The sequence below is a fragment of the Pseudomonas brassicacearum genome, assembly GCF_003732265.1.
Classification (GTDB): Bacteria; Pseudomonadota; Gammaproteobacteria; order Pseudomonadales; family Pseudomonadaceae; genus Aquipseudomonas; species Aquipseudomonas brassicacearum_D.
This window is the reverse complement of the sequence record NZ_MOBK01000015.1, coordinates 26,621-46,705: the sequence shown is the minus strand read 5'-3', so window position 1 is coordinate 46,705 and position 20,085 is coordinate 26,621. Positions and strand designations below refer to the sequence as shown.

Below are 20,085 nucleotides of genomic sequence, written 5' to 3'. Positions count from 1 at the left end.
TCGTCAAGATTAAATTCCGAAACCCCTATCTGCGTATGCAGGTAGGGGTTTTGTTTTGTCCGCAGGAAAGTTCGTACAGCATTACCGGACCGCTCCCGGCTGTCACAGTCTCCCGACAATGCTAAGGTTCGGCCCTAGCGTTTGTATTTTCCCAAGGAAGCCTTTATGCCGGACGCCACGTCCCTCAACGCTGCTTTTATGGTGGTTCAAAGTAACAGTCTGAATGAACTGCGCAGCCTCGTGATCAGCGTAATGCGGCGTTATCCGCTGGCTCCCCTGGAAAATGAAATCGCCCTGGTGCAGAGCAACGGCATCGCACAGTGGCTCAAGCTGGCCCTGGCGGAAGATCCGGAAGAGGATGACATGGGCGGCTGCGGTATTGCCGCCGCCATCGACGTGCAGTTACCCGGTAGCTTCATGTGGCAGCTTTATCGCATGGTCCTTGGCCGGGATGAAATCCCGGTCAAATCGTTGCTCGATAAAGCGCCCCTGACCTGGCGTCTGATGCGCCTCCTCCCGCAACTGATTGACCAACCGCACTTTGAGCCACTGCAGCGCTTCCTGACCCATGACACTGATTTGCGTAAGCGCTACCAGTTAGCTGAGCGACTCGCAGACTTGTTTGACCAATACCAGGTCTATCGCGCCGACTGGCTCGAAGACTGGGCAGAAGGTCGTCACCAATTACGCAACGGCAGAGGCGAAGCCAAACCACTGGCCCCAGCCAACTGCTGGCAGGCCGAATTATGGCGAGCGCTGTTGCTGGATGTGGGTGAGGAAGGCATGGCGCAAAGCCGTGCCGGTGTTCATCAACGGTTTATCGAACGCATCAACAGCCTCGACGTCGCCCCCAGCGGATTGCCTTCACGGGTGATCGTTTTCGGGATTTCTTCGCTGCCCGCTCAAGCCCTCGAAGCACTCGCCGGACTGGCTCGTTTCAGTCAGGTTCTGCTGTGTGTGCATAACCCATGTCGTTACCATTGGGCTGACATCGTCGCCGATAAAGACCTGTTACGGCATCAATACAAGCGCCAGGCCCGCAAGAGCGGAATGCCCGTCGTACTCGACCCGCAAACGCTGCACCAGCATGCTCATCCGCTACTCGCTGCCTGGGGTAAACAGGGACGGGACTACATCAATCTTCTCGACAGCTATGACGATCCCAACAGCTATAGCTCCGCATTTCGTGATGGGCGCATCGACCTGTTCAGCGACAATCAGCCAAAGAACATGCTCAATCAATTGCAGGACGACATTCTCGAATTACGCCCACTGAGCGAAACACGAGAATGCTGGCCCATCGTCGATCTTGAGCAAGACGAGTCGATCCGTTTTCACATCGCCCACAGTGCCCAGCGTGAAGTCGAGATCCTGCATGATCAGCTCCTCGCACGCTTCAGCGCTGATCCAGATCTAAGGCCGCGCGACATCATTGTGATGGTCCCGGACATCGACAGTTATGCACCGCATATTCGCGCCGTATTCGGTCAGATTGAACGCAACGACCCTCGTTTCATTCCCTTCACGCTCGCGGATCAGGGCCAGCGTGGTCGCGATCCCCTGCTGATTGCGGTCGAACACCTGCTCAAACTTCCCGACAGTCGTTTCCCCGTTAGCGAGATCCTCGACCTGCTGGATGTTCCAGCATTACGTGCCCGCTTCGGCGTCGAGGAGCGTGATCTGCCGACGCTGCACCGCTGGATCGAAGGTGCGGGCATCCGCTGGGGAATGAATGCCGAGCAGCGTGCGGGGCTGGGCTTGCCTGAAGCGCTGGAGCAAAACAGTTGGCGATTCGGCCTGCGCCGGATGCTGCTGGGTTATGCCGTGGGCAGCGCCATTGCGTGCGAAGGCATTGAGCCGTACGACGAAATTGGCGGTCTGGATGCCGCGCTCATCGGACCTTTGGTGGCCCTGCTGGACGCGTTGGAAATCGCCCATCAGGAACTGGCTCAACCTGCACCGCCCAAGCAATGGGGCATTCGCTTGCAAGCATTGGTGCAGCTGTTCTTCCTGGCCAGCAACGAGCACGACGACTACTTGCTGGCCCAACTCGAAGAGCTGCGCGAAACCTGGCTCGACACCTGTGAATCCGTCGGTTTGCACGACGATTTGCCGCTGACCGTGGTTCGGGAAGCGTGGCTGGCCGGACTGGATCAGGGCCGCCTGTCCCAGCGCTTTCTGGCCGGTGCCGTTAACTTCTGCACATTGATGCCGATGCGGGCGATCCCGTTCAAACGCGTCTGTCTGCTGGGCATGAACGATGGCGACTACCCTCGTGCGCAACCGCCGCTGGATTTCGATCTGATGGGCAGTGACTACCGCCCTGGCGATCGATCCCGTCGTGAAGATGACCGCTATCTTCTATTGGAAGCGCTGCTGTCGGCACGTGATCAGCTCTACATCAGCTGGGTAGGTCGAAGCATTCGGGATAACAGTGAGCGCCCGGCTTCCGTGCTGATTGGCCAATTGCGTGACCATCTCGCCAGCGGCTGGCGATTGCGCGATGAGGACGAGGGCCTGCTGGAGGCCATGACTCAGGAACATCCATTGCAGCCCTTCAGCGCTCGTTACTTCCTTGAGGGTGACGCGCTGTTCAGCTACGCCAATGAATGGCAGGTTCTTCATCAAATCACCCATCAGGTGGCTGAAGGCGAAGTACTTGAAGCTTACGTACAAGAGGAGCCGCTGAGCCTCGGTCAATTGCAGGACTTCCTGCGCAATCCCGTGCGACATTTTTTCAGCCAGCGACTCAAGGTGTTCTTCGAAGCAGCTGAAGTGCCCTTGGCCGATGAAGAACCCTTTGTCCTCGATGCGCTGCAACGCTACAGCCTCAGCGACAGCTTGCTTGCAGCGGCGATGGGACGCATCGATCACGCCGATCGGGCACTGGAAGACCAGGCCAAACGCCTGCAAAACAGTGGGCTGCTGCCCATGGCCGGATTCGGCGAATGCCTTCAGCGTGAATTGATCGAACCGCTTCCGGATCTGTTGCAGCGTTATCAACAGCTCCTGGCGTTATGGCCGACACCGCTGACCAGCGCTTTGCCTGTGAATCTTGAGCTGGAAGGACTGCGCCTCGAAGGTTGGCTCAGTGGTCTGCATCAGCGTGCAGACGGTGGCTTGCTGTCGGTCACCACCATTCCCAACAGCATTGGCTCAATCAAAAACCGCAAATGGCACCGATTGACGAGGCCTTGGGTCAATCACCTGGTTGCCTGCGCCAGCGACATACCGATGACCACCGCACTGGTGGCCAGCGACGATAGCCTGCTGCTGGAGCCGCTGGAGAAGGGCGCCGCACTAAAAGCTCTGGGGCATCTTCTGGAGGCCTGGCAGGCGGGCATGCGTCAACCCCTGCCGGTTGCAGTTAAAACGGCCTTCGCCTGGCTTGGCCAGACCGATCCGCTGAAAGCCGAGGTCGCTGCCCGCAAAGCCTATGAAGGCGATGGCCAGACCACGGACGGAGAGCGCCGCGAAAACCCGGCACTCACCCGACAGTTTGCTGACTACGATGCACTGCTCGCCGACGAAACGTTCCCCGACTGGTGCAACGCCTTGTATAAACCGATGCTTGAAGCCCCGTGGCGTTCACTGACCAGCGAGGGGGCTCGTTCATGACCACAAAAATACCTCTGGCACTGGCCTTCCCACTGCGCGGCAGCCAACTGATCGAAGCCAGCGCCGGGACCGGCAAGACCTTCACCATTTCCGCGCTTTATCTGCGCCTTGTCCTCGGTCACGGCAATGACGAGAGTGGTTTCGGGCGTGAACTGTTGCCGCCGCAAATCCTCGTCGTGACCTTCACCGATGCCGCCACCAAAGAGCTGCGTGAACGTATCCGCACACGTTTGGCCGAGGCCGCGCGATTCTTCCGTGATGAAACACCTGCACCGGATGGCCTCATTGCCGAACTGCGTGATCAGTACCTGCCAGAACAGTGGTCCGGGTGTGCAAACCGGCTGGACATCGCCGCGCAATGGATGGATGAGGCGGCCGTCTCGACCATCCACAGTTGGTGCCAGCGCATGCTGCGCGAACATGCATTCGACAGCGGCAGCCTGTTTACCCAGACCCTGGAAACCGATCACAGCGATTTGCTGGGCGAAGTCCTGCGCGATTACTGGCGGTTGTTTTGTTACCCGATGCAAGGCGATGCACTGAACTGGGTCCGCAGCAATTGGGGCGGACCGGCAGCGTTGTTGCCACGTGTGCGCGGTTTGTTCGCCAGTGAACGTGACAGCGTTGAAGGAAAAGAGCCGGCCGAACTGATCAGCGAATGTTTGCAGGAGCGACGAAGCGCGTTGCTCGAACTCAAGATGCCGTGGCGCCAATGGGCAGACGAGTTGCTGGTGATCTGTCACCAAGGTGTCGCGAGCAAAAGCGTCGACGGTCGAAAAATGCAGGCACGCTACTTCGAGCCCTGGTTCGAAAAAATCAAAGCCTGGGCCGAAGATGAAGCGCTCGAGCAACTGGACATCGGCACCGGCTTCACGCGTTTGACACCGGATGGCATGGCCGAAGCCTGGAAAGGCGAAGTACCCCGTCATCCAGGATTGGACGCGATGCCCGGCCTGAAGGCCAGCCTCGACGGACTGCCAACCCCCGACGCTGCGGTTCTGCAACACGCCGCCCACTGGGTGGGAACGCGGTTCGAAGAAGAAAAGCGTCGCCGCGCCGAGATGGGCTTCGATGACATGCTGCTGCGTCTGGATGCCGCTTTGCAATCCGAGGGCGGCGAGCGTCTGGCCACCTTGATTCGGGAGCAGTTCCCGGTCGCGTTGATCGATGAATTCCAGGACACCGACCCGGTGCAATACCGGATCTTCGAAAGCATCTATCGCATCGAAGACAACAATCCCGAGTGCGGCCTGTTCCTTATCGGTGACCCGAAGCAGGCGATCTACGCGTTCCGTGGTGCCGACATTTATACCTACCTGCGCGCCCGTCAGGCCACGACCGGTCGACTGCATACGCTGGGCACCAACTTCCGCTCCAGCCATGGCATGGTCAGTGCGGTTAACCATGTATTCGAGCGCGCCGAGTCTCGTGAGTCGGGGCGCGGCGCGTTTCTGTTTCGGGAAAAGAACGGCGACAACCCGGTGCCGTTTCTGCCCGTGGAATCCCAGGGACGTAAAGAGGTTTTGCACGTAGAGGGGCAGGTGGTCCCGTCCCTGAATATCTGGCATTTGTCCGCAGAACAGCCCCTGTCCGGCGCGGTGTACCGGCAACAATTGGCCGCTGCCTGCGCCAGTGAAATCACGGCATTGCTCAATGGTGGGCAACAAGGGCGGGCGGGTTTCATCGCGGACGGAAAGGATTTCAGAGGCCTGCTGCCAGCCGATATCGCGATCCTTGTCCGCGATGGCAAAGAAGCTCAAGCGGTGCGCGGCGAACTCTCGGCTCGAGGTGTGCGCAGCGTCTATCTGTCGGACAAGGACTCGGTGTTCGCTGCACAAGAAGCTCACGACGTGCTGACCTGGCTCAAGGCCTGTGCCGAGCCCGACGTCGAGCGACCACTGCGAGCGGCGCTGGCCTGCATCACGCTTAATCTGTCGCTGGCTGAACTGGAGCGACTGAATCGGGACGAACTCGCCTGGGAAGCACGGGTCATGCAATTCCGTGGGTATCGTGAGCTCTGGCGCAAGCAAGGCGTGCTGCCGATGCTGCGACGTTTGCTGCATGACTTCCAGCTCCCGCAAGCGTTGATCGCGCGCAGCGATGGCGAACGAGTACTGACTAACCTGCTGCACCTGTCCGAATTGCTGCAACAGGCCGCCGCCGAACTCGATGGCGAGCAGGCGCTGATCCGTCACTTGTCCGAGCATCTGGCGTTGTCCGGCCAAGCGGGTGAAGAACAGATCCTGCGCCTGGAAAGCGACGAGCAACTGGTCAAGGTCGTGACCATTCACAAGTCCAAGGGGCTTGAATATCCCTTGGTGTTCCTGCCCTTCATCTGCTCGGCGAAACCGGTGGATGGCAGTCGTTTGCCGCTGCATTACCACGATGAAAACGGCAAGGCTCAGGTGAGTTTGAAGCCGACTGCCGAGTTGATTACGCTGGCCGACGATGAGCGTCTGGCCGAGGATCTGCGCTTGCTGTATGTCGCCCTGACTCGCGCGCAACATGCGTGCTGGCTCGGCGTGACCGATCTCAAACGCGGCAATAACAACAGTTCGGTGCTGCACTTGTCGGCGTTGGGCTACCTGTTGGGCGGTGGTTCGCCATTGGCCGAGTCGGCAGGCCTGAAGCGTTGGCTGGAAGACTTGCAGCAGGACTGCCCGGCGCTGACCTACGCGGAAATGCCGCCAGCCACCGCCGAGCTTTACCATCCACCGCAAAACCAAGCGAGTTTGCTTGCGCTGCGCGTCCCGAAACGCAAAGCCAGTGAAAACTGGTGGATCGCCTCCTACAGCGCCTTGCGCATCGGCGACAGCATGAGCGTGGGCAGTGACGAAGCCCCGGAGAGTCCGCAGGCGCAAAAGCTCTTCGACGACGAACGCCTCGACCCGCAAGCGCCACGAGAAGTGGCGGCCGGTGGCGGAGATATCCATCGATTCCCCCGGGGCCCCAACCCCGGCACCTTTCTTCATGGTTTGCTGGAATGGGCCGGCGACGAAGGTTTTGCCGCCAACCCACAAGCAGTCGAAGACGCGATTGCCCGGCGCTGCAACCGTCGTGGCTGGGAAGGCTGGATCACCACGCTGAGCGATTGGCTGCAACATTTGCTCAAGTCCCCACTGCACATCGGCGGCGGGCAGGCTCCGGTGATTTTCGAGCAACTGACCCAGTACCGTGTCGAGATGGAATTCTGGTTCGCCAGCCATAAAGTCGACGTGCTGAAACTGGATGAACTGGTGCGCCAGCACACCCACAACGGCGTTGCCCGAGTGGCCGCAGAACCGGTCTTGCTCAACGGCATGTTCAAGGGTTTTATCGACCTCACCTTCGAGCATGAGGGGCGCTATTACGTCGCCGACTACAAATCCAACTGGCTGGGCGTTGACGACGCGGCTTACACCGAACAGGCCATGGAACAGTCGATTCTCGATAACCGCTATGACCTGCAATACGTGTTGTACCTGTTGGCCTTGCACCGACAGCTCAAGGCGCGGCTGGTCGACTACGATTACGACCGGCATGTCGGTGGTGCGCTGTACCTGTTCTTGCGGGGTACGCGTGCTGCCAGCCAAGGCGTGTACTTCGCCCGTCCACCCAAAGAACTGATCGAGCGACTGGACCGCATGTTCCAGGGCAAGCCAGAACCCAAGGCCGAGCCCGCGTGGGAACAGGGAGTACTGCTATGAGCCGCACCTTTGCCGATTTGTTGCCCACCCCTTTGGCAGCCGAAAGCCTGGCGGATCTCGAGCCATTGAGTCGTGCCGATGACCTGCTGCTGTTACTGACGCGCTGGGTAGAGCGAGGCTGGTTGCGCGCGCTGGACAAGGCCTTTGTCGCCTTCCTCCACGAACTCGCGCCTGACGATGATCCGTTGGTGCTGCTCGCGGCCGCGTTGACCAGTCACCAACTGGGCCACGGCCATGTGTGCCTGGACCTGTTCGAGACCCTGAAAGAACCGGATTTCGCCCTGTCGCTGCCCCCTGAAGGTGATGTGCACAGTGGCGCGATGTTGTTGCCGTCGCAATTGCTTGAAGCACTGGACGGTGCCCATTGGTGCAAGGTGCTGGCTTCGAGCAGTCTGGTGGCGCTGGCCGCAGACGGGCGTGAAGCGGCGCAATCACGTCCCCTGGTTTTATCCGGCAAGCGCCTGTATCTGCGCCGCTACTGGGCGTACGAACGACGCATCGACGATGCCCTGCGCCTGCGCTTGGCAGAACACGAATCGACACCGGATGATTTATCCCAACGACTGACCGGTTTGTTTGGGGCAGCCAAAACCGGTGAAGTGATCGACTGGCAGAAACTCGCCTGTGCCCTGGCGACCCGCAGTGCCTTCAGCATCGTCACCGGCGGCCCGGGCACCGGCAAGACCACCACCGTCGTGCGCTTGCTGGCATTGCTCCAGGCTCCCGCCGTGGAAGCCGGCAAACCGCTGCGCATCCGCCTCGCCGCACCCACCGGCAAAGCCGCGGCCCGTCTCACGGAGTCGATCAGCCAACAAGTCCGGACCCTGCACGTCGCCGAATCGGTTCGCGGCCAGATCCCGTCGGACGTCACCACCGTTCACCGTTTGCTGGGCAGTCGACCGGGTACGCGGCACTTCCGCCATCACGCCGGTAATCGCTTGCCGCTGGATGTGCTGGTGGTGGACGAAGCGTCGATGATCGACCTGGAGATGATGGCCAATCTGCTGGATGCAATGCCGGCCCACGCGCGATTGGTGTTGTTGGGGGACAAGGATCAACTGGCCTCGGTAGAGGCGGGTGCTGTGCTGGGCGATCTGTGTCGGGATGCCGAGGCGGGTTGGTACAGCCCGCAGACTCGCCAGTGGCTGGAAACAGTCAGTGGTGAAAGCCTGGAAGACAGTGGTTTGCAGGCCGACACCCAGGGCACTCATCCGCTGGCCCAACAAGTGGTGATGTTGCGTCACTCGCGGCGGTTCGGCGAGGGCAGCGGCATTGGTCAACTGGCACGCTGGGTCAATCAGCAACAACCCGAACATGCCCGCAAACTGTTGGCAGCACGAAGTCACGACGACGTGTTTTCCCTGCCTCTAAAAGGGGAGCAGGACCGGGCCCTGGAGCGTCTTTTGCTGGAAGGGCATGGCGAAGGACCGCAAGGTTATCGCCACTATTTGAGTCTCCTGCGCAATCAGCGGCCAACGCTCGACAGCCCGCTCGACGATCCACGCTGGACCGAATGGGCGCGTCAGGTGTTGCAAGCCTTCGACGCTTTCCAATTGCTGTGCGCCGTGCGCAAGGGACCCTGGGGCGTGGAAGGGTTGAACCAGCGAGTGACTACCGCGTTGCTCAAGGCTCGATTGATCGACAGCGATCAGCAGTGGTACGAAGGTCGACCGGTGTTGATGACCCGCAACGACTATGGCCTGGGGTTGATGAACGGTGACATCGGCATTGCCCTCAAACTGCCGGAGCGTGATGGACCCGACGCAGGCAAGCAGGTGCTGCGCGTGGCGTTTCCGCGAAATGATGGTCAGGGCGGCGTGCGCTTTGTTCTGCCGAGCCGGCTCAACGATGTCGAAACCGTCTACGCCATGACCGTGCACAAATCCCAAGGCTCGGAATTTGCCCACACGGCGCTGATTCTGCCGGACGCCTTGAACCCTGTGCTCACGAAGGAACTGATCTACACCGGGATCACCCGGGCCAAGCATTGGTTCACCTTGATCGAACCTCGCGCCGGTGTATTTGAAGAAGCTGTTCGGCGCAAGGTCAAGCGCTTGAGCGGGTTGATGCTGGAGCTGGAAGAAGGGGTTACACCGAGCGATTGAGGTGCGAGTTTCCGGCGCCAAAAAACCGTCCAAAGCGCCGTAGTACGCGGCCTCGCGGGTGTTTCATCGCTATGCTATCGTGGCGAAATTATTTCGTTACGATCGAAGAGAATCACTGCATGAAGGTGGCTGCCTGGACGACAGGACGCGTCATTGGCGGCAAGCAAGTGTTGCTCGCTGGCCTGTTCTGCTGGCTGTCCGGCAGCGTTTTTGCGCAGTCGCAAACGCCGTCGAGCATGGCTGACCAGCGTGCCCAATCGGTCACTCAAGTGGTGCTCGGCATTCTCAGTTACGCCCGCTGGCCGGTTGAGCCCGCGCAACTGCGTTTGTGCGTGGTCGGCCCCACTGAATACACCGACGATCTGGTCAAAGGCACCACTCAGGCCACCGGCCGGCCTGTCACTGTGCGGCGCCTGCTGGCCGACTACCCGTCGATTGTCGGTGAATGCGATGCGGTGTACATCGGCAAACTGACCGGTGATGAACGCAGTCGACTGTTCGCCTCATTGATGGGGCGCCCGGTGCTGAGCATCAGTGAAAGCGACGATCAATGCACCGTCGGCAGCCTGTTCTGCCTGCGGGTTGGCGATGAGCAGGTGTCCTTCGAGGTCAATCTCGACTCCGTCGCCCGCAGTGGCGTGCGCATTCACCCCAGTGTGCTGCAACTGTCCCGCCGCAAGCCGGCGGCCTCATGAGCCTGTTCAAAGCCGGTACTCGCCCGACCTTGCGGTCAGTCATCGGTCGCGGGCATCTGATCGTCGCGCTGATCGCCGTGGCCATGGCCAGCGTGTCGCTGACCTTGCTTGGCGTCCTCGCGTTGCGGGTCTACGCCGACCACAACCTGCACCTGATTGCGCGCTCGATCGATTACACCGTCGAAGCAGCGGTGGTGTTCAACGACAAAGCCGCCGCCACTGAAGCGCTGGCCATGATCGCGTCTACCGAGGAAGTCGCCGACGCCCAGGTGCTGGACGCCAAAGGGCGGTTGCTGGCGCGCTGGCAGCGTTCGGAAAACGGTTTGTTCTCCGATCTCGAATTGCAGATCGCCAGGATCTTTCTGGAAAAACCCATCGACATGCCGATTGTTCATCAGGGGCGGGAGATTGGCAGCGTTCAGCTCACCGGGCACGGCGGCAGCCTGATGCGCTTTCTGCTCAGCGGTCTGGCGGGCATTGTCCTGTGTACGGCAATCAGTGCCTGGGTCGCGCTCTATCTGGCGCGACGCCAACTTCGCGGGATCACCGGCCCGCTGCGAAGCCTAGCCGCCGTGGCTCACGCCGCTCGCAGCGAGCGTGCATTCGACCGTCGCGTACCGCCGGCCGACATCGCCGAACTGGACAATCTGGGCAACGACTTCAATGCCTTGCTCGATGAGCTCGAATCCTGGCAGACCCACCTGCAAAGCGAGAACGAAACCCTGGCGCACCAGGCCAGCCATGACAGCCTCACCGGTTTGCCGAACCGCGCGTTTTTCGAAGGCCGGTTGATACGTGCGTTGCGCAACGCCAACAAGCTCAACGAGCGATTGGCTGTGCTGTTTCTCGACAGCGACCGCTTCAAGGAAATCAACGACAACTTTGGTCATGCGGCCGGTGACGCGGTGCTCGTGGCGGTCGCGACCCGCGTGCGCGCACAACTTCGCGAAGAGGACCTGGTGGCGCGTCTGGGCGGTGACGAGTTTGCCGTGCTGCTGTCACCGCTGCACAAAACCGAAGACGCCGAGCGGATTGCCGACAAGATCCTCGCCAGCATGGAAGCACCGATCCCGTTGCCGGGCGGTATCCATGTGTTGACTTCACTCAGTATCGGTATTGCGGTGTACCCGGATCATGGCGTCACGCCGGGCACTTTGCTCCATGCCGCTGACGCCGCCATGTACCAAGCCAAGCGCGTCGCTCGTGGCGCGCAGCACACGGCAGGATCGGAACATCCTGTCACCCATGCTCACACCAGGAGCTGATTGTTTTGTTCTCGATGACCCCGCGTTCCCTGCGATTTTTCGCGATCACCCTGTTCATGGCCTTGCTGGCATTGACCGGGTGCCAGACAGCACCGCAAAAGAGCCTGACCCCGGCGCAGATCGCCGTGCTTAAACAGCAAGGATTTGAACTGACCGAAGAAGGCTGGGCCTTTGGTCTGTCCGGCAAAGTCCTGTTTGGCAGTGACGACGACAGCCTGAATCCGGCCAGTACCGAAATCGTCCAGCGCATCGGCAAATCATTGCTCGGCGTTGGCATCGAGCGTGTGCGGGTCGATGGCCACACCGATGCTTCCGGCAAAGAGGCTTACAACCAACAACTGTCCCTGCGCCGTGCGAAAAGTGTCGGCAAGGTGCTGACCACAGTCGGCATGCAAGAACAGAACATCCAGTTGCGCGGTTTCGGCAGCAGCGAGCCGGTGGCGCCCAACACCACGGCAACGGGCCGTACCGAAAACCGCCGGGTGTCGATTGTGGTGAGCGCCGATTAATCGGCGAACAGCATCTTACGAGTTTCACCCATCAATAGAGCCTGATTCTGCTCAGTGACCGAGCGGATGTAATCCCACAACAGGGTGATCCGCTTGAGCTTCCTCAAGTCCTCGCGGCAGTACATCCAGAACTGCCGGGTGATATTGATCTCCTGCGGCAACACCGGCAGCAATCGTGGGTCCTGAGCCGCGAGGAAGCACGGCAGAATCGCCAGCGACCGCCCTTGCTGCGCCGCGACGAATTGCGCGATCACGCTGGTGCTGCGCAAATTGGCGCTGGCGCCGGGCAATACGTTCGCCAGGTACAACAGCTCTGAGCTGAACGCCAGGTCGTCGACATAGCTGATGAATGAATGCTTGCCCAGGTCTGCCGGGCGGCGGATGGGTGGGTGTTTGTCCAGATAGTCCTGGGTCGCGTACAGCTGCAAGCGGTAGTCGCAGAGTTTGCAGCACACGTACGGACCGTGCTCCGGGCGCTCCAGGGCGATGACGATATCCGCTTCGCGCTTGGACAGGCTGATGAAGTGCGGCAGCGGCAGGATGTCGACGGAAATCGCCGGGTAGGCGTCGACGAAGTGACTCAGTTGCGGCGTGATGAAAAAGCTGCCGAAGCCTTCGGTGCAGCCCATGCGCACATGCCCGGACAACGCCACCCCGGACCCCGACACCTGCTCGCAGGCCATGTGCAGCGTGCTTTCAATCGACTCCGCATAACCGAGCAATCGCTGACCCTCAGCGGTCAGGACAAAGCCGCTGGTCCGGGATTTCTCGAACAACAAAGTCCCCAATGCGGCTTCCAGCGAACTGATGCGCCGCGACACGGTGGTGTAGTCCACCGCCAGGCGCTTGGCCGCGGTGCTGGCCTTGCGGGTGCGGGCGACTTCGAGGAAAAACTTGAGGTCGTCCCAGTTCAGCGAGCCTAAAGACGTGATGTTTTTTTGCATGATGGACCGGCTTTTATGTGCGTTCTTATTAGAAGTTTGCACATCTATACTCCAAAAACAGCTGCACAACCAACTCGCGGCACACGCCTCATCGCAAGGCGACTTTCTCGCCTTGGCTCCCAAGATAGCTCTAACTATAAAAAGCAAACATCCGGAGACCCACATGAACGCTTCGCTCACGCCTGACCAAACCACTGTCCAAACGGTAAAGCTGTTGATCGACGGCCAATGGGTCGAGTCCAAATCCACTGAATGGCACGACATCGTCAACCCGGCGACCCAGCAAGTGCTGGCCAAGGTGCCGTTTGCGACCACTGAAGAAGTCGATGCTGCGATCAGCGCTGCTCATCGCGCCTTCCAGACCTGGAAGCTGACGCCGATCGGCGCGCGGATGCGCATCATGCTCAAGCTCCAGGCGCTGATTCGTGAACACTCCAAACGCATCGCCGTGGTCTTGAGTGCCGAACAGGGCAAAACCATTGCCGACGCTGAAGGCGACATTTTCCGTGGCCTGGAAGTGGTCGAGCACGCGTGTTCCATCGGCAGCCTGCAGATGGGTGAATTCGCCGAGAACGTCGCCGGCGGCGTCGACACCTACACCCTGCGTCAGCCAATCGGCGTGTGCGCCGGCATCACCCCGTTCAACTTCCCGGCGATGATTCCGCTGTGGATGTTCCCGATGGCCATCGCCTGCGGCAATACCTTCGTGCTCAAACCGTCCGAACAGGACCCGATGTCGACCATGCTCCTGGTGGAACTGGCGATCGAGGCTGGCGTTCCGGCGGGCGTGCTTAACGTCGTACATGGCGGCAAGGATGTTGTGGACGCACTGTGCACCCACAAAGACATCAAGGCGGTTTCCTTCGTCGGTTCGACCGCCGTCGGTACTCACGTCTACGACCTGGCCGGTAAACACGGCAAGCGCGTGCAATCGATGATGGGCGCGAAGAACCACGCCGTGGTGCTGCCGGATGCCAATCGCGAGCAAGCGCTGAACGCCCTGGTCGGCGCCGGTTTTGGCGCGGCGGGTCAACGTTGCATGGCCACTTCCGTGGTGGTGTTGGTGGGCGCGGCCAAACAATGGTTGCCGGACCTGAAAGCGCTGGCGCAGAAACTCACCGTGAATGCCGGCAGCGAGCCGGGCACAGATGTTGGCCCGGTGATCTCGAAAAAAGCCAAACAGCGCATTCTCGATCTGATCGAAAGCGGCATCAAGGAAGGCGCCAAACTGGAACTGGACGGTCGCGAGATCACGGTTCCAGGTTACGAGAAGGGCAACTTTGTCGGCCCGACCTTGTTCTCCGGCGTAACCACCGACATGCAGATCTACACCCAGGAAATTTTCGGCCCGGTGCTGGTGGTACTGGAAGTGAATACGCTCGACGAGGCTATTGCCCTGGTCAATGCCAACCCGTTCGGCAACGGCACCGGCCTGTTCACCCAGAGCGGCGCGGCGGCACGTAAATTCCAGACTGAAATCGACGTCGGCCAGGTCGGTATCAACATCCCGATTCCGGTGCCGGTCCCGTTCTTCAGCTTCACCGGTTCGCGCGGCTCCAAGCTGGGCGACCTCGGCCCGTATGGCAAGCAAGTGGTGCAGTTCTACACTCAGACCAAGACCGTCACCAGTCGCTGGTTCGATGACGACAGCGTCAACGACGGTGTGAACACCACCATCAACTTGCGATAAGGAGCCGGACATGAAAATCGCTTTTATCGGTCTCGGCAACATGGGCGCGCCGATGGCGCGCAACCTGATCAAGGCCGGCCACGCGCTACGCCTGGTCGACTTGAACAAAACCGTGCTGGCGGAGCTGGAGGAACTGGGCGGCAGCATCAGCCCTACCGCCCGTGAAGCGGCGCAAGGTGCAGAGCTGGTGATCACCATGCTTCCGGCCGCTGTGCATGTGCGCAGCGTATGGCTGGGCGAAGACGGCGTTCTCGCCGGCATCGGCCAAGGCGTGCCGGCCGTGGATTGCAGCACCATTGATCCACAGACCGCACGCGATGTCGCCGCCGCCGCTGCCAAGCAAGGCGTGGCCATGGCCGATGCACCGGTTTCCGGCGGCACCGGTGGCGCCGCGGCCGGGACGCTGACCTTCATGGTCGGCGCCACCCCGGAACTGTTTGCCACCCTGCAGCCGGTGCTGGCGCAGATGGGCCGCAACATCGTCCATTGCGGCGAAGTCGGCACCGGGCAAATCGCCAAAATCTGCAACAACCTGCTGCTGGCGATTTCCATGGTCGGCGTCAGCGAAGCAATGGCGCTGGGTGATGCCCTGGGGATCGACACCACCGTGCTCGCCGGGATCATCAACAGTTCCACCGGGCGTTGCTGGAGTTCGGAGATGTACAACCCATGGCCGGGCATCGTCGAAACGGCGCCGGCCTCGCGCGGCTACACCGGCGGCTTCGGTGCCGAACTGATGCTCAAGGATTTGGGGCTGGCCACGGAAGCGGCCCGTCAGGCGCACCAACCGGTGGTGCTCGGCGCGGTGGCCCAGCAGTTGTATCAGGCGATGAGCCAGCGTGGAGAGGGTGGCAAGGACTTCTCGGCGATCATCAACAGCTATCGCAAAGCTCAATAAGGTTTTCGCGGGGGCTGTGGCGAGGAAGCTTTTGTGGTGAGCACGCTTTTGTGGCGAGGGGGCTTGCCCCCGTTGGAGTGCGAAGCGCTCCCCTACATTCCTTCAGCCATAAAGAGTCGACTGAACATACGACGGCTTCGCCGCCGAACGGGGCGATGCGGCGTTCCGACAAGCCCCTCGCCACAGTGTTGCGCATTTCAAGTCAGAACATTGACCGGGAGATCACGTCGGGTGATCCCCCGGTTTTTTTGCATCAGGCAAACACGAAATACTTGCGCACGGTTTCAACCACTTCCCACGTGCCTTTCATCCCCGGCTCAATGACGAAAATATCACCGGCGCGCAGGTGGATCGGCTCTTTGCCTTCCGGGGTGATGATGCAGTAGCCCTCGCGGAAATCGCAGTATTCCCACTTCACGTATTCGACATACCACTTGCCCGGCGTGCAGATCCAGGTGCCCATGATCTTGCTGCCGTCTTCGCTGGTGTAGGCGTTGAGGTTGACGGTGTGCGGGTCACCTTCGAGTTTTTCCCATTTGCAGGCGTCAAGCACCGGCAGTGGATGAGTATCGCGAAGAACGGTAATCGGTGCGGTCATGATGACTCCGGGCAGTGGCTTGAAGAACTGAAGTGGCACCCTATAGCCCCCCTGCACCGGTCAGTTGTCTGAACTCGACATCCAGGTGTCCAGAAACGCGCACCCCTCAACTAAAGGGTCAAGACATGTAACAAGGCCTTCGCATAGCCGGGCAGCGCGGCAAAGTCCCGGGCACAGAGCAGGAGTTTGCGTTGGGCCCAGGGTTCATGCAGCGCGATGCTCTGGAAAGGGAGTTCGCCGGTCCAGCGTTCGACGGCCGCGAGCGGCACGATCGCCAACCCGGCACCGCGAGCGACCATGCGCATGACGCCATCAAAACCGTCGGCACGGATGCGGATTTTCAGGCGCGAACCGATGTGCAATGCCTGTTCTTCGAGGTACACGGCCAGGGCGCTGCTGGCGTTCAGGCCGACGTAATCGTGGTGCAAGGTGTCGCTGAAACTCAGGCATTCAGTGTCGGCCAACGGGTGGTCGTGGGGCAGGATCAATACCAGTGGATCGTCGCGAAAAGCGCGGGTCTGCAGGTCATCGGTGTCCACGGCGTCGGACACGATGCCCAGGTCTGCCGCACCTTGGCGCAAGGCGTGGGTGATGCGTGCGCTGGGCAATTCCTGAAGGTCGATGTCGAGGTTTGGATGTTCGTGCAGGAAATCGGCGAGCAATTCCGGCAGGTACTCGGTGATCGCCGTGGTGTTACACAGCAACCGGACCTGGCCTTTGACGCCTTTAGCGTATTCCGCCAGGTCCTGTTGCATGCGTTCGGCTTGTTGCAGCAGGGATCGGGCGTGTTTTGCCAGGGCTTTGCCGGCCGGCGTGGGGGTGACGCCGCGACGACCGCGTTGAAGAAATTCGATGCCGAGCGAAGCCTCCATGGCGCGGATTCTCGCGCTCGCCGCTGCCAGGGACAAATGACTGCGCGCGGCACCGGCGGTGATGTTGCCGCTGTCGAGGATGTTCAGGTAGAGGCGCAGGTCGGTCAGGTCGAAGTGCATCGGCAACCTCTGGAGGTGTGTTGTCTGGGCGGGCCCCTTCGCGAGCAAGCCCGCTCCCACAGTGGACCGTATTTTTTCAGTGAGAACTCGATCAACTGTGGGAGCGGGCTTGCTCGCGAAGAGGCCAGTAGCCTCAACCCATCTATAAGCCTATTGCTAGACAAGAGGCACCCTCAGTATATGGCAGATTTTCACCCGGCAAATCCAGGCTCAGGATAGCCCCATGAATACACTCGCCGCGTTCTATCAAAACCTCGGGCTGGCCTTGTCCTTACTGGTCATTGCCACGTTCCTCCTGGCCGGCATGATCAAAGGCATCATCGGTCTCGGCTTGCCCACCATCGCCATGGGCCTGCTCGGTCTGGCTATGGCACCGTCGCAGGCTGCCGCGCTGCTGATCATTCCTGCGACCCTCACCAATGTCTGGCAACTGGCATTCGGCGGGCACCTGCGCGGGTTGATCAAGCGTTTATGGCCGATGCTGCTGGCGATCTTTATCGGCACGGGCGCCGGCACGTTGTGGATCGGCATGGCCGGCGGGCATTGGGTCGTGCGGGCGTTGGGCGCCGCGTTGTTGCTCTACGCATTGAGCGGATTGTTCCTGCCGGCCTTGCGCGTCGGCAGTCGCGCCGAGCGTTGGCTCGGTCCGCTGTGCGGCGTGCTGACAGGCGTTATCACTTCGGCCACCGGCGTCTTCGTGATTCCGGCGGTGCCTTATCTGCAGGCGCTCGGTTTGAGCAAGGACGAACTCGTGCAGGCGTTGGGCTTGTCGTTCACCGTTTCGACCTTGGCGCTGGCGGCTGGCCTGTGGTGGCGCGACGCCTTGGGTGGTGGCGAACTGAGTGCGTCATTGCTGGCGCTGATCCCGGCCGTGCTCGGCCTGTTGCTGGGCCAATGGCTGCGGCAGCGGATCAGCGCGGCGCTGTTCAAGCGAGTGTTTTTCATCGGCCTCGGCGTGCTCGGCGGCCACTTGTTGATCAGCGGGTAGCGGATGACGGGCTGAGCATGTCGATGGCGCGGATCTCGAAATCCCGTTCCAGGAATTCGTCGCGCTGCTCAAGAAACTGCTTCATGTGCGGCAGGTTCGAGTGCACGTCCAGATGCGCCTGGGATTGCCAGATTTCGTAGAAGATAAACAGCGTCGGGTCCTGTTTGTCGCGCAGCATGTGGTACTCGATGCAGCCGGGCTCGGCGCGGCTGGCTTGCACATAGCCGTTGAAAAACGCTTCGAAGGCGTCGGATTTTTCCGGGCGGGTCTTGGCGTGCAGGATGAAGCCTTGCATTTCACTCATCAGAAATCCCCTCAAGTTAAGAATCGGCGCAAGTCTATGGCAACAATCGCCTGTCGATTCGTGCGTATTGGTCAAAAGGGTTTTGTGCATTCAGGACTTATTCCGCGCGAGCCTCGCCGCTAACCTGCCGCCATCCAATTTCTGACCTTTCGAGATTTCTCATGAAAAAAGTCCTGTTGCTCAATGGCGGAAAAAAATTCGCCCACTCCGATGGCCGCTACAACACCACCCTGCATGAAACGGCGCTGAGCGTGCTGGATCGTGGCGGCGTGGACGTGAAAGCCACCTTCATCGACGAGGGCTACGACGTCGCCGAAGAAGTCGCCAAATTTCTCTGGGCTGACGTGATCATTTATCAAATGCCAGGCTGGTGGATGGGCGCACCGTGGACCGTGAAAAAGTACATCGATGAAGTCTTCACCGAAGGCCATGGCAGCCTCTACGCCAGTGATGGCCGCACCCGTTCCGATGCGTCGCAAAAGTACGGCAGCGGCGGTTTGGTGCAGGGCAAGCAATACATGCTGTCGTTGACCTGGAATGCGCCGCAGCAAGCGTTCGACGACCCGACCGACTTCTTCGAAGCCAAGGGCGTGGACGCGGTGTACTTCCCGTTCCACAAGGCCAACGAGTTCCTCGGCATGACCGGCCTGCCGACCTTCCTGTGCGTCGACGTGATGAAACGCCCGAACATCGAAGCCGATGTCGCACGCTATGAAGAGCATTTGACCGAGGTGTTTGGCCTCAAGGCTTGAGGTTCCTTTTGCCCCGCATCCAGCTACTATCAAGCCAGTTTTGAATGAGGGGCCTTTGTGAAAGCCAGATCCGATGAATTGCAGATTTTCGTCTGCGTGATTGAATGCGGGTCGATTTCCGCTGCCGCCGAACAGGTCGGGCAAACGCCTTCGGCGGTCAGTCGCACGCTGTCGCGGCTGGAGGCCAAACTTGATACCACACTGATCAACCGCACCACGCGGCGCATGGACCTGACCGAAGAGGGCAAGTACTTCTTCGAGCACGCCAAGCGCATTCTCGATCAGATGGACGAGCTCGAAGAACGCCTCAACTCACGCCAGCAAACCCCGTCCGGGCGGCTGCGGATCAACGCCGCGTCACCGTTCATGCTGCACGCCATCGTGCCGTACATCGACGAATTCCGCCGGCTCTACCCGGACATCCAGCTGGAACTCAACAGCAACGACCTGATTATCGATCTGCTGGAGCAAAGCACCGACATCGCCATCCGCATCGGCACGCTGGCCGACTCGACCTTGCACGCCCGCTCGCTGGGGTGCAGTCCGCTGCACATCGTCGCCAGCCCGGCCTATATCGAGCAACACGGTGCGCCGCATGCGGTTGCGGATTTAAGTGACCACGCATTGCTGGGGTTTACCCAGAACGAAGGTCTCAACCAATGGCCGCTGCGTTATGTACACGGTGATCGCTGGCCGATCGAGGCGTCGATCAGTGCCTCCAGCGGCGAGACGATCCGGCACCTGGCGCTGGAAGGGCAGGGCATTGCCTGCCTGTCGCATTACATGACGATCGAGGACATTCGCGCCGGCCGTTTGCAAGTGTTGCTGGCGGACTTCAACAGCGGCTATCGTCAGCCAATCAACGCGGTGTACTACCGCAACTCGCAATTGGCCCTGCGTATTCAGTGCTTCCTCGACTTCATTCAGGGCAAGTTGGCGGTGTATGCGAACTCGGATTTCAAAGGCTGATTCGTGATCCCTGCGCAAGAGTGAATTGGGTCGGAGGGGATTTTTCCTCAGTGATCGCTCCTCGATACTCGT

General features: G+C 60.3%; 15 protein-coding genes. 11 read left to right on the top strand and 4 right to left on the bottom strand.

Annotation, left to right across the window (positions count from 1 at the left end; all coding sequences use genetic code 11):
- Positions 1-165 precede the first annotated feature (165 nt).
- The 6 genes from recC to yfiB all read left to right on the top strand — a co-directional run bounded on the left by recC (position 166) and on the right by yfiB (position 11,878).
- Positions 166-3,618: an exodeoxyribonuclease V subunit gamma gene (gene recC, locus BK660_RS28605; protein WP_123436185.1), complete on the top strand. Its 3,453-nt coding sequence runs from the start codon at positions 166-168 to the stop codon at positions 3,616-3,618.
- Positions 3,615-7,304 (top strand): exodeoxyribonuclease V subunit beta, encoded by a 3,690-nt coding sequence (recB, locus tag BK660_RS28600; protein ID WP_123436184.1) that lies wholly within the window; start codon positions 3,615-3,617, stop codon positions 7,302-7,304. Before recC ends, recB begins: the two co-directional genes overlap by 4 nt.
- Positions 7,301-9,409, top strand: coding sequence for an exodeoxyribonuclease V subunit alpha (gene recD / locus BK660_RS28595; RefSeq protein ID WP_123436183.1), 2,109 nt, complete (start codon positions 7,301-7,303; stop codon positions 9,407-9,409). Before recB ends, recD begins: the two co-directional genes overlap by 4 nt.
- 119 nt (positions 9,410-9,528) lie before the next feature.
- Positions 9,529-10,104, top strand: coding sequence for a regulatory sequestration protein YfiR (gene yfiR, locus BK660_RS28590; RefSeq protein WP_123436182.1), 576 nt, complete (start codon positions 9,529-9,531; stop codon positions 10,102-10,104).
- Positions 10,101-11,369: a diguanylate cyclase DgcN/YfiN gene (dgcN, locus tag BK660_RS28585; protein ID WP_123436181.1), complete on the top strand. Its 1,269-nt coding sequence runs from the start codon at positions 10,101-10,103 to the stop codon at positions 11,367-11,369. Before yfiR ends, dgcN begins: the two co-directional genes overlap by 4 nt.
- Before the next feature lie 14 nt (positions 11,370-11,383).
- Complete coding sequence (gene yfiB / locus BK660_RS28580; protein WP_123436180.1) at positions 11,384-11,878, top strand: outer membrane lipoprotein YfiB; 495 nt, start codon at positions 11,384-11,386, stop codon at positions 11,876-11,878.
- Here the strand turns inward: yfiB and BK660_RS28575 are convergent.
- Positions 11,875-12,822 carry a LysR family transcriptional regulator gene (locus BK660_RS28575; RefSeq protein WP_123436179.1) on the bottom strand — a complete coding sequence of 316 codons (948 nt, stop codon included), beginning with the start codon at positions 12,820-12,822 and terminating at the stop codon, positions 11,875-11,877. The two genes, yfiB and BK660_RS28575, sit on opposite strands and share 4 nt — an antisense overlap.
- 163 nt (positions 12,823-12,985) lie before the next feature.
- On the opposite strand from BK660_RS28575, the gene BK660_RS28570 reads away from it, so the two are divergent.
- Complete coding sequence (locus BK660_RS28570; protein ID WP_123436178.1) at positions 12,986-14,512, top strand: CoA-acylating methylmalonate-semialdehyde dehydrogenase; 1,527 nt, start codon at positions 12,986-12,988, stop codon at positions 14,510-14,512.
- Between the two features lie 10 nt (positions 14,513-14,522).
- On the top strand, positions 14,523-15,410 hold the full coding sequence (gene mmsB / locus BK660_RS28565) for a 3-hydroxyisobutyrate dehydrogenase (RefSeq protein WP_123436177.1): 888 nt from the start codon (positions 14,523-14,525) through the stop codon (positions 15,408-15,410).
- A 253-nt stretch (positions 15,411-15,663) separates the two neighbouring features.
- Here the strand turns inward: mmsB and BK660_RS28560 are convergent, their stop codons facing one another.
- Both BK660_RS28560 and BK660_RS28555 read right to left on the bottom strand, forming a co-directional pair.
- Positions 15,664-16,008: a cupin domain-containing protein gene (locus BK660_RS28560; protein ID WP_007946320.1), complete on the bottom strand. Its 345-nt coding sequence runs from the start codon at positions 16,006-16,008 to the stop codon at positions 15,664-15,666.
- Between the two features lie 110 nt (positions 16,009-16,118).
- Positions 16,119-17,000 carry a LysR substrate-binding domain-containing protein gene (locus tag BK660_RS28555; protein ID WP_123436176.1) on the bottom strand — a complete coding sequence of 294 codons (882 nt, stop codon included), beginning with the start codon at positions 16,998-17,000 and terminating at the stop codon, positions 16,119-16,121.
- Between the two features lie 223 nt (positions 17,001-17,223).
- Between BK660_RS28555 and BK660_RS28550 the strand changes: the two genes are divergently transcribed.
- Complete coding sequence (locus tag BK660_RS28550) at positions 17,224-17,988, top strand: sulfite exporter TauE/SafE family protein (RefSeq protein WP_123436175.1); 765 nt, start codon at positions 17,224-17,226, stop codon at positions 17,986-17,988.
- Here the strand turns inward: BK660_RS28550 and BK660_RS28545 are convergent.
- Complete coding sequence (locus tag BK660_RS28545; protein WP_123436174.1) at positions 17,978-18,292, bottom strand: putative quinol monooxygenase; 315 nt, start codon at positions 18,290-18,292, stop codon at positions 17,978-17,980. The two genes, BK660_RS28550 and BK660_RS28545, sit on opposite strands and share 11 nt — an antisense overlap.
- A 161-nt stretch (positions 18,293-18,453) precedes the next feature.
- Between BK660_RS28545 and mdaB the strand changes: the two genes are divergently transcribed.
- Positions 18,454-19,044 carry an NADPH:quinone oxidoreductase MdaB gene (gene mdaB / locus BK660_RS28540; RefSeq protein ID WP_123436173.1) on the top strand — a complete coding sequence of 197 codons (591 nt, stop codon included), beginning with the start codon at positions 18,454-18,456 and terminating at the stop codon, positions 19,042-19,044.
- Between the two features lie 57 nt (positions 19,045-19,101).
- The gene (locus BK660_RS28535) at positions 19,102-20,013 is read left to right on the top strand and encodes a LysR family transcriptional regulator (RefSeq protein WP_123436172.1); all 912 of its coding nucleotides are present in this window, start codon (positions 19,102-19,104) and stop codon (positions 20,011-20,013) included.
- Positions 20,014-20,085 lie beyond the last annotated feature (72 nt).

Coding starts and splice junctions, on each gene's coding strand:
- BK660_RS28555 (WP_123436176.1), bottom strand. CDS start 17,000: ATGCACTTCGACCTGACCGACCTGCGCCTCTACCTGAACATCCTCGAC.
- BK660_RS28575 (WP_123436179.1), bottom strand. CDS start 12,822: ATGCAAAAAAACATCACGTCTTTAGGCTCGCTGAACTGGGACGACCTC.
- dgcN (WP_123436181.1), top strand. CDS start 10,101: ATGAGCCTGTTCAAAGCCGGTACTCGCCCGACCTTGCGGTCAGTCATC.
- BK660_RS28560 (WP_007946320.1), bottom strand. CDS start 16,008: ATGACCGCACCGATTACCGTTCTTCGCGATACTCATCCACTGCCGGTG.
- recD (WP_123436183.1), top strand. CDS start 7,301: ATGAGCCGCACCTTTGCCGATTTGTTGCCCACCCCTTTGGCAGCCGAA.
- BK660_RS28550 (WP_123436175.1), top strand. CDS start 17,224: ATGAATACACTCGCCGCGTTCTATCAAAACCTCGGGCTGGCCTTGTCC.
- recC (WP_123436185.1), top strand. CDS start 166: ATGCCGGACGCCACGTCCCTCAACGCTGCTTTTATGGTGGTTCAAAGT.
- recB (WP_123436184.1), top strand. CDS start 3,615: ATGACCACAAAAATACCTCTGGCACTGGCCTTCCCACTGCGCGGCAGC.
- BK660_RS28545 (WP_123436174.1), bottom strand. CDS start 18,292: ATGAGTGAAATGCAAGGCTTCATCCTGCACGCCAAGACCCGCCCGGAA.
- mmsB (WP_123436177.1), top strand. CDS start 14,523: ATGAAAATCGCTTTTATCGGTCTCGGCAACATGGGCGCGCCGATGGCG.
- BK660_RS28570 (WP_123436178.1), top strand. CDS start 12,986: ATGAACGCTTCGCTCACGCCTGACCAAACCACTGTCCAAACGGTAAAG.
- yfiB (WP_123436180.1), top strand. CDS start 11,384: ATGACCCCGCGTTCCCTGCGATTTTTCGCGATCACCCTGTTCATGGCC.
- mdaB (WP_123436173.1), top strand. CDS start 18,454: ATGAAAAAAGTCCTGTTGCTCAATGGCGGAAAAAAATTCGCCCACTCC.
- yfiR (WP_123436182.1), top strand. CDS start 9,529: ATGAAGGTGGCTGCCTGGACGACAGGACGCGTCATTGGCGGCAAGCAA.